The organism is Pseudovibrio sp. Ad37 (assembly GCF_001623075.1).
In the GTDB taxonomy this organism is placed as follows: domain Bacteria; phylum Pseudomonadota; class Alphaproteobacteria; order Rhizobiales; family Stappiaceae; genus Pseudovibrio.
This window is the reverse complement of sequence record NZ_LMCF01000131.1, coordinates 1-9,227: the sequence shown is the minus strand read 5'-3', so window position 1 is coordinate 9,227 and position 9,227 is coordinate 1. Positions and strand designations below refer to the sequence as shown.

8 protein-coding genes are annotated in these 9,227 nt (G+C 53.0%); 3 read left to right on the top strand and 5 right to left on the bottom strand.

All coding sequences use genetic code 11. From position 1 onward, the window contains the following. Positions 1 to 106 precede the first annotated feature (106 nt). The 4 genes from PsAD37_RS17680 to PsAD37_RS17665 form a co-directional block, all read right to left on the bottom strand. Positions 107 to 1,279 (bottom strand): phage portal protein, encoded by a 1,173-nt coding sequence (locus tag PsAD37_RS17680; RefSeq protein WP_244272541.1) that lies wholly within the window; start codon positions 1,277 to 1,279, stop codon positions 107 to 109. 137 nt (positions 1,280 to 1,416) lie between these two features. Beyond that, the gene (locus tag PsAD37_RS17675; RefSeq protein ID WP_193778297.1) at positions 1,417 to 2,748 is read right to left on the bottom strand and encodes a DNA-packaging protein; all 1,332 of its coding nucleotides are present in this window, start codon (positions 2,746 to 2,748) and stop codon (positions 1,417 to 1,419) included. Then, positions 2,681 to 3,193, bottom strand: coding sequence for a hypothetical protein (locus PsAD37_RS17670; protein ID WP_063297278.1), 513 nt, complete (start codon positions 3,191 to 3,193; stop codon positions 2,681 to 2,683). Before PsAD37_RS17670 ends, PsAD37_RS17675 begins: the two co-directional genes overlap by 68 nt. Positions 3,194 to 3,650: 457 nt before the next feature. Continuing rightward, positions 3,651 to 4,145: a YcgN family cysteine cluster protein gene (locus PsAD37_RS17665; RefSeq protein ID WP_208980731.1), complete on the bottom strand. Its 495-nt coding sequence runs from the start codon at positions 4,143 to 4,145 to the stop codon at positions 3,651 to 3,653. A 112-nt stretch (positions 4,146 to 4,257) separates the two neighbouring features. Here PsAD37_RS17665 and PsAD37_RS17660 point away from each other — a divergent pair, with 112 nt between their 5' ends. From PsAD37_RS17660 to PsAD37_RS17650, 3 genes are read left to right on the top strand one after another with little or no spacing between them, the layout of a single operon-like run. Beyond that, complete coding sequence (locus PsAD37_RS17660) at positions 4,258 to 6,495, top strand: transglycosylase domain-containing protein (RefSeq protein WP_063297277.1); 2,238 nt, start codon at positions 4,258 to 4,260, stop codon at positions 6,493 to 6,495. Beyond that, positions 6,492 to 7,193 (top strand): DUF1214 domain-containing protein, encoded by a 702-nt coding sequence (locus PsAD37_RS17655; RefSeq protein WP_063297276.1) that lies wholly within the window; start codon positions 6,492 to 6,494, stop codon positions 7,191 to 7,193. Before PsAD37_RS17660 ends, PsAD37_RS17655 begins: the two co-directional genes overlap by 4 nt. Next, positions 7,190 to 7,780 (top strand): hypothetical protein, encoded by a 591-nt coding sequence (locus PsAD37_RS17650; protein WP_063297275.1) that lies wholly within the window; start codon positions 7,190 to 7,192, stop codon positions 7,778 to 7,780. The genes PsAD37_RS17655 and PsAD37_RS17650 overlap by 4 nt, the downstream gene beginning before the upstream one ends. Positions 7,781 to 7,793: 13 nt before the next feature. On the opposite strand, the gene PsAD37_RS17645 is transcribed toward PsAD37_RS17650, so the two are convergent. Beyond that, positions 7,794 to 8,636, bottom strand: a complete 843-nt coding sequence (locus PsAD37_RS17645) for a hypothetical protein (protein ID WP_063297274.1) — start codon at positions 8,634 to 8,636, stop codon at positions 7,794 to 7,796. Positions 8,637 to 9,227 lie beyond the last annotated feature (591 nt).

The window sequence follows — 9,227 nt, the reverse complement described above, 5'->3', positions numbered from 1 at the left end:
ACTGACCGACCGGACACTTCGACCATCCCGTAAAACAAGACGGCGGATCTTGGCTGCACTTTCCATCAATATCACCCGTTCATGCCCCGCGCTAAATGCACGGATCCTAACAAACAGGTGGGTCAATTTTGCATGCCGATTCACATCCAACGGCGATGCGCTTTTCATCGCGGGAGAGGAAGTCCGCTGCGGTGATGCGATCCCACAGTGCTTTGCGTTCCAGCGCCAGCGCTTCGACAGCATCAAGGTCCAGCTCCAGTGTGACCTGCTCGTCATAGGCTGCAGAGAACCAATTGGAGAGCTCGGAGAGAACCCGCGCGGCGAGCGGCACGACCGTCAAACGCCAGAAGGCGCGGTTGGCTTCCTGATAATTGGCGTAGGTGTTGTCTCCCGGAATACCGAGCAGCATGGGCGGCACGCCGAAGGCCAGTGCAATTTCGCGAGCGGCGACATTCTTCAGCTCAATGAAGTCCATATCTTTGGGCGACATGCCCATCTGCTTCCAGTCAAGCCCACCTTCCAGCAACATGGGGCGGCCTGCATTCCTCGCCCCTTGATAGGAGCTTTCCAACTCTTCCTTGAGGCGGTGGAACTGGTCGTCCGTCATGTTCATGGCATCGCCTGCGCCATAGACCAGTGCACCGGTTGGACAGGCGGCATTATCGAGCAGAGACTTGTTCCACTCTCCGGCTGCGTTATGAATGTCGAGGGCAATTTGCGCGGCCTCAATGGGCGCGAAGCCGTAGTGGTCGTTGAGCGGGTTGAAGAGCTTGATGTGCAGAACGGGCTGGACCTTGTCACCGGGCGCTTTGCGCAGTTCCACTTTGCGGCCTGCCACCTGATACTCATAGGCCTCCACCCAGCCAGCATCATCCACCAGCACCTTCATACGGTCCGGGCGCAGGGCGTGGAGCTCACGCGGTGCGCCTTCCAGCGAGACGGCCTCTACATAGGCATTGCCGGAGACCAGCAGGAAGCCGTAGACCTCCTCCAGAAACGAGCGCCGTGTTTGCATGGGGGTGGGTTGGTTTAGAAGTTCCATCAGGGGATGGGCTTCCAGCTCTTCATCACCCACTTTCACAGTGAGGGACACGTTTGCGGCGGCTTCTGAGATGAGACGCACGCATCTGTAGGCGATAGGATTTCGTAAATACCCTTGGTTTATAAGTGATTCATAGTTGCGCGGGGTCCAGACGGCCCCTTCACCAAACCGCATGAAGGAGACAGATTTTGCCCGTGATGCCTTTTGTTCAGTTACTGGTGAAAAAAACTGAATCAAGAAGTCTGCGTAACCCCATGAGATCAGAGTCCTTTTTGCTCTAACTTAATGTTTTGATTCATGTATTTGAGTGCACAGAGCTAATCCTCACAAACAGATTCAAGTTTACAGGCTAACCCTTCAAATTATTGGTGTTTTTACAGTTTACGCAGGCGTGGTTTGCCTGCCGGGCGGCGGTTGAGTTCTGTTATGGCCCAGACCAGTGCATCCAGCCGATCTGGTGACCTTCCGTTGCTTAGTCCACCAACTCCAAAGTCTGAGAGTTCATCTTCCAGCTCAGGAAAGACACCGCAATGATGAACGCGCCCTTGCTCGTACAGCAGGGCGACTGGCTCTGCTCTGCGGCGTTTGCTTTTGGTTGCGTGGACGGACTTTACCGGTACGCTGGCATCGACACTTTCAATGACCTCACGCACCATCTCGCCACCCTGATTGACCTCCGCCAATAAACAGTCCGCCTCCAGCTCATGATAGAGTTTGATGGCTTGCTCAGCCCATGCAGCGGGGCGCAGGCCTTGGGCGGTTCTGTCTCGCAATACATGTAGGTCACCTGCCTCAGTGATACCTGCTGCGACGATGCCACAGGAATCTGCAGTCCTACCTGATGTGGCTGGCGGGTCCACGGCAACTACAATGCGTTTCAGTTCCGGTGTATCCCGCACCCGGCCCATCTCGAACCATTTGCGGGCGAACAAAGCGTCTTCCCGATCTTCAATCAGTTCGCCATCCAACTCCTGCCGACCCAATCGCGTGCCACCATACCGCTCTGCCATTTGCAGCAGGAACACCTCAGCCAGAAAGGCGGCATTCGCTTTCGTTCCGGCCTTGGTCACCACGGTGCCTTTGTCTTGCAGCAGCAGCTTTAACAGCGGCGTGGATTTGGGCGTTGTGGTCACCAGCTGCTGTGGTTGCACACCAAGACGCAGACCAAACTGGAGCATGTCGAAGGTTTCTGTTGCGTTGCTCCACTTGCCTGCCTCATCACACCAGGCAGCGTCAAATTGAGGACCGCGCAGAGCCTCAGGGTCTTCTGATGAGAAAGCACGAGCGACCGCTCCATTCGCCCACTCCAAACGGCGACGGGATGGATTCCATTGAGGCTTGTGGCCTGCTGGGTGGACGGTGAGCAGACCGGAAATGCCCTCGATCATCACCTCCCGTACATCTGCATAGGTTTGCCCGACGAGTGCAATATTGCCAGCCGCTGGACCAGCCCATGCCTCCCCTGCAACCTTGCCTCTCACCCATTCTGCCCCTGCTCTGGTTTTGCCTGCACCGCGTCCGCCCATAAGCAGCCATGTGGTCCAACTGCCCTCAGGTGGGCGTTGATGGGCGTGTGCGAACACCTGCCAGTTATATTGAAGATAACTCAGTTCATGTGCATTCAAGGAGGCGACAAAATCATGAAGCTTGCCCTGCGCCACACAAACTTTCAATGCGCTGCGAAAGCTGTTGTCGCATCTGGTCATCATCCACCTCTTCTGTGCTGTTCTCACCGTGTGCTTGCTGCAGGTCGATCAACATATCCAGCGTCTTGGCGAGGCTGGTGATGGCTTTTGCCGTGGCATCCATCTCACCCGCTGCTGATTGCGGATCGCCGCTTAGCTTTTTCAGTTTGGCTTCCAGTGTGCTGACCTGCTTTTCGAAGGCAGCATAGAGACGAGCGATCAGGCGCTTGCGTTCTTCTGGCTGAGAGCTGGCAAGCTCCTGCGCTAGTTCCCACTTCCGCAGCCATCCTTCCCGTTTGATCTTGGTGGTAATAGTGCTGCTCGGCAGGCCTGTTTTGCGGGCAATATCCGCAATTGAGATGGCTTCTTCTTCCACCATGCGACGAACAACCTGCCAGACCTCTAATGGCACACGCAGTCGTATCGCCTGGTCATCCTCCAGTTGAGGCTCCTGTTCCTCTGCCATATCCCCTCCAGTCGCTAAAATTGATTGCGTATCTTGATCCGAAAACCGGTGCCCAACTTTCGGCGATACGCTTTAGGCACAAAAAAAGCCGCCCATTGAAACAAGGAGCAGCTGGTAAATTCTCTAAAATATAGTGCAGATAGAAAGAGCTGAATTGCCTCTGCAGGCACCGTCACACTTTCTCTAGCATGCCAAAACCCTATCAAAATAGCGGTGCGATGTCAAGATTATATTCCTAATACAAGTCATCCAAAGAGGCATGGACACTTATCCCCGTTTCACGTTAGGATTGAAACTCGTTCAACTTTAAATAAAGAAAGCTGTAAGGCTTTGATGAGACATTCAAAAAAGCGCAGGCCCTGAGGCACTGCGCTGGCTTTACAATTGCTTTGAATTTTGACTTATACCCGCTTCTCACCTGTGGAGAAGTAATTGAAAATAAACATATTTTACAGGATCAGTCTTTGGTGTATTCCTCATCCGGCCAGTCGACGAGATAGTTTTCGAACTCTTCTGGCTCCATTCCATCTTCGCTGATGGTTTTGTCTTGGACTGAGATTCCAGCGTCATGCACGCTTTGCGGATCTTTTGAAACAAGCGGATGCCACCAGTACAGATCCCTGCCCTCACGGATTAGACGATACGCACATGTTGGCGGTAACCATTTCAAAGTTCTTACAGTTTCCGGCGATAGCTGAACGCAATCGGGCACAGTGTCGAAGCGCTGTTCATAATTTTTGCACCTACATGTGGTTCCATCCAGCAGAGTGCACGCGACGTTTGTCCAGTAGATTGCGCCTGTGTCCCAATCTTCAAGTTTGTTCAGGCAGCAGCGTCCACATCCATCACAGAGTGACTCCCATTCTTCATGGGTCATCTCATCAAGGGTTTTGGTCTGCCAGAAAGGGCGATGACTCTCAGAGTTTACGGATACCATTTTTGTCGTTCTCATTGCAAAATTCCGATGGGAATATCGCGAGGATGTCGCTTAGCTAGTTCTTCGGTTTGGTTCATTGTCCCCCTTTGCGCATTCAGGGGAGTGACCGGTACTACGGGTAATCAGTTTGGAAGAGAACTCTGATAACAGCGAAAAGCAGAATGTCACGAAAAATTCTGCTGATAATGAGAGAAAAAAGGGTAAGGAGCGATCTTTTACCCTTCATGATCTATCTCAGCGGATGCTTGCAACCGATGCATGGCTGGATTCTGCGCTTTGGCATACCTCACAGTTTCTTGGGGTCTTCTTTCGTGAATACGCGGCCTTCATGCGCCGCTTCTCCTTTCGAGGTCCTGCCAAATTCATCGCAGGGCTTGCTTCTGAAGGGCTGACCTATTGCGCGTTCGGCTTTCTGATCGTGCTGACCTTTGCACAACCAGCCTTTAAAGCAACGGAACGCTCAGACTGGAAAACCACCTCCGACTTCTCTGTCAGCTTTTTTGACCGGTTCGGAAACCCGATCGGCAAACGTGGCATTTTGCTGAACGATAAAATTCCGCTGGATGAAATTCCTGATCACATGATCCAAGCCACCCTTGCTACCGAGGACAGACGGTTTTTTGATCACTTGGGAATTGACTTTGTTGGTACCTTCCGCGCCATGGTTGCCAACATAAAAGCACGTTCTGTTGTGCAGGGTGGTTCGTCTATTACACAGCAGCTTGCAAAAAACCTATTCCTTTCAAACGAACGCACATTACAACGCAAAATCAAGGAGGCTTATCTCGCTATATGGCTTGAGATGAACCTCACGAAGCGAGAAATCCTCAAATTGTATCTTGATCGCGCCTATATGGGCGGCGGGACATTTGGCGTCGCCGCCGCTTCAGAATTTTATTTCGGCAAAGACGTGCGCGAAATTTCGCTGGCAGAAGCTGCAATGTTAGCAGGGCTTTACAAGGCCCCTTCCAAATATGCACCGCATAAAAACCTGCCCTCTGCCCGCGCCCGCGCCAATGAGGTACTGACGAATATCGTCCAAGCTGGCTTCATGACCGAAGGGCAAGTTATTGGCGCCCGACGTAATCCGGCAGAAGCGATTGACCGGAGCAAAAGCCAGGCTCCGGATCACTTCCTCGACTGGGCGTTTGAACAAGTGAAAGACCTTGCTGAACAGTACCCAGAGCTCAGTAATGACAGGGTTATCTCCGTTCGCACCACGCTTGATCCGGGCCTGCAACGGGAAGCTACCAACCAAATCGAAAGCACGCTACGCCAATACGGCAAACGTTACGGCGTTGAAGAAGCAGCTATGACAGTTATCACCACAGAGGGCGCGGTGCGCGCCATGGTTGGTGGGCGCGATTATGATGAAAGCCAGTTCAACAGAGCAACAGATGCGCTTCGTCAGCCAGGCTCCTCCTTCAAACCCTTTGTGTATATGACTGCCTTCCTGAACGGATATGAAAGCGAGAGTATTGTCCCCGATCGTCCGATCAACATTGGCGGCTGGAGCCCACGCAATTATACCCGCCGTTATGCAGGCGCCGTGACGCTGAAGACGGCTTTGACCAAGTCAATCAATACGATTCCCGTTCGTCTGGCACAGGCCATCGGACGCGATAAGATTGCGACTACAGCTTATATGATGGGCATCAACAGCGAGCTGCGTATTACGCGTGCTATGCCGCTTGGCGTCTCTGAAGTTACGGTTCTTGATATGACAAGTTCCTACGCGGCCTTCGCAGCTGGCGGGAAGAAGGTTGACCCCTACGCCATACTAGAGCTGCGTAATTCAAAAGGTGAGTTGCTTTACAACCATGATCGTGACGCTGGCCCTTCTCTGCGGATTCTACCGTTTGATAAGGTCTCGATGATGAATGATATCCTGGTGAACGTGGTGGAACGTGGCACTGGCCGACGTGCCCGGTTGGAGGGGATTACTGCAGCCGGTAAGACTGGCACGACACAGGCTTATCGCGATGCCTGGTTCATTGGCTACACGGGCAACCTTGCAGCTGCGGTCTGGTACGGAAACGACGACTTCTCCTCTTCGCGCCGCATGACCGGGGGTAGTTTACCTGCGATGACCTGGGGCAACTTTATGAAATATGCGCACCAGGGGTTGGAGCTGAAAGCTATGCCCGGTGTGGAGCCGCCTGAAGGTAAGGATGTTATTGCCGCGAATGGTCTCAGTGATGTTGAGGTGACTGGTCCACCTGAACTGCTCAACAGAACATCGCAGCAAGTTTTGGAAGCGCTTGGGAAGCGGCTGCGTGCGCTTCCATTCAACAGTACTTCTCAGTCAAACGTGCAGGCCCAACTGGGCTCTGACGCACAGGCGGATGTGACGTATACCCGATGACCCACACCCCTCACATGCCTTTGGTGGCGGTTCGCGAACCAGAAACCACTCAGATTTTTGATGGAGAAACCTCCTGGCAAAAGCCTTGGCCTCATATTTCGCCATTGCTTTTCAAAGCGCCGTTTTTCTCGTTCGGACCGTTCTTATTCTCCATCATGATTGCTTTGATCGTGGGGATAGGCAGTGCTTATCTGTCGCTGAACAGAGGCTCTCCGTTCAGCGCATTGGAAAGCGGTGTGTGGGTTGCGCACCCGCATGCAGGGACGATCGACAGTGACCCTTACAGTACAGCGATCTTTGCACGAACCGGGCGCGTGCCGCTTGGAAGCGGTGAAGGCATTGCGTTTTACGCTGCCTTTGATGACAGCGGACGGGCGCTAGACCCCCAGTGCAATTACCGAATTGCCGGTAAGGTGCCATCTACCCGGCTTTGGACCATTACGGCTTTGAACAACGCCCTGGAGCTGCTTGCGACTGATGCTGGACGCGCCTCCTTGCATAGCCATGGGCTTTTGACGGATCACACAGGCGCGTTTGCAATTCAGGTTTCTCCTGAAGCCCGGCCCGGGAACTGGTTGCCAACCGGGGGGAGTAACGGGCTGGTGTTTGCCATGCGTCTTTACGATATCCCCTACACCACGGGTGCCGGTTTGAGTGCCCCTGTGATGCCTGCTGTTGAATTGGTGAGCTGCAAATGAATGATCTCCTCAAAAAACTGCAGGACATTTACATTTCCCCCCGCTGGATTTTATGGGGCGTCGGCGGATTGCTCGTCGCGGGGATAATTCATGTGGCCATTGTTTTGAGCATTCCCGCTTATGTTCCACATTCCCCCTATGAACGCGTTGGCAGCTTTGGTGCGGATCGCAGTTTTCAGATGTTGCCACCGATCCTGCCACGCAGTGAGCCTCTGCCGGATCTCGACCCATCTATGCGCCATGCGATCTGCCGTTATTCCCTAGAGAACGGCCCATTGATTGTAAGCGCTTTTGCTCCATCTCCGTTCTGGTCGCTTGGCCTGTTCAATGAAAAGGGACAGGTGACTTACAGTCTCAATGATAAGACGTCTGAGGGCGAAACTGTGCGCATGCTGGTACTGACACCGCAGCAGCTTTCGATCCTGCGCGAGAACCCGCCAGAAGACCTGGAAGAAATGATTGTGGTTGAGACGAATGAGCTGAGGGGGTTTGCGCTGTTCCGTGCCTTTGCGCCGTCTAACGCGTATCTGCCACAGATCTCCGCAGCGCTGCGATCCGCAACTTGCTCTGATCTACCAAAGATTTAGAGCACCTCCCCGGCTATTTTTGCGGGACAGCGCTCTCCAAACCCCATCCGGTAAAGATGCGGGACGGTTTTTCGACCTGTTCTGCCTGACGCTTGACCTCGGCATAGCATTGGGAGGGCAATTCTTCGTAGGTGCGGCGCAGCTGCTCATAACCTTTGCTCGCGTCCCAGATTTGCTGGGCAGACGGAGTTTCCACTTCGAGCGCATTGATGGCGATCTGATAGGCCTGCAGGCGGCGACCTGTGGCGCGGAGCACCCAGTCTACGAAGGACTTATTCTCGCGCACTCTCGCTTTTACTCCCGTTGCGAACTGAGGGCTCACCTGAGTTTGGCGGCTCAGTGCCTCCAGACGCTCATGATCACTCACCAGAACCTGACGGGCAATTTTACAAAACGGCAGGAGGAGCTTTTGATCGGACCTCATGTCATCAATCAGACGGGTATAACGCGTTTCGCTGGAGCGGTACTTATCCGAGCGCAGATAAACGTAATAGTTTGATGGATTGATCGCAGCGTATGGATCTTTCAAAAAACCCTGACGTTCCAACTGAGCCTTGTTGGCTCCGATCCAATCCTCAGAGGCCGGAGGAACAACCAGCGTCCATCCGCGATCACGCAGTTCATTTTCCTGATCTGTCAAATTGAGGTTGGAAACGTCTTGCTTCTGGGAATAGCGGTAGAGCATACCCAGATCTTCTGCGACGCGGTCATGAAGGAAATTTGGCTTTGCTCGGCCAAAATCTCCAGTAGGTTTGGCGCAGGCAGACAACAGCAGGCTGGTTGAAGACACAAGTAGGAGACAAGTTGCAAAGGCCCGACCTTTGCTGATCAACTCTGTTTTCCCGAACTCGCCCATGACTCACAATCCCACTGCTTGCAGCAATGGAGATACAGGCAAAGAACGTAGGAAGCTAGTCCCTCTCGTATTCCGAGTGCTCTTCTACAACGCGAATAACACCAATTCTACAGCGGCAGGCTAATCCCGACGGCATTTTGTAGACACCCGGGAATATATGGATCTGGGCTGATGAAACCTGGCGGTCAAAGCCTCTGCGTATCTGTAAAGGTTGCCTGCGCGAACGCTCAGTCACGAGATCATGAAGTGTACCCATCGTTTATCCTCTGGCACATTTACCGGTCAATTTCGTGGTTCTTCCAAGTCTCAGTTAAGCGGAGTTTCAGTTAATGAGCTGTAAAGCATTTGCTCCTAAATTTAGCTAGTAATTCTATTCGATGTCATATGTGTCGCTGTGTATTTCTAGCGATTGTGTGAATCGGCATGCAAAATTGACCCGGTTAGGTGGGTTATGAGCGTTTAAGATTGACCCACCTGTTTGTTAGGATCCGTGCATTTAGCGCGGGGCATGAACGGGTGATATTGATGGAAAGTGCAGCCAAGATCCGCCGTCTTGTTTTACGGGATGGTCGAAGTGTCCGGTCGGTCAGT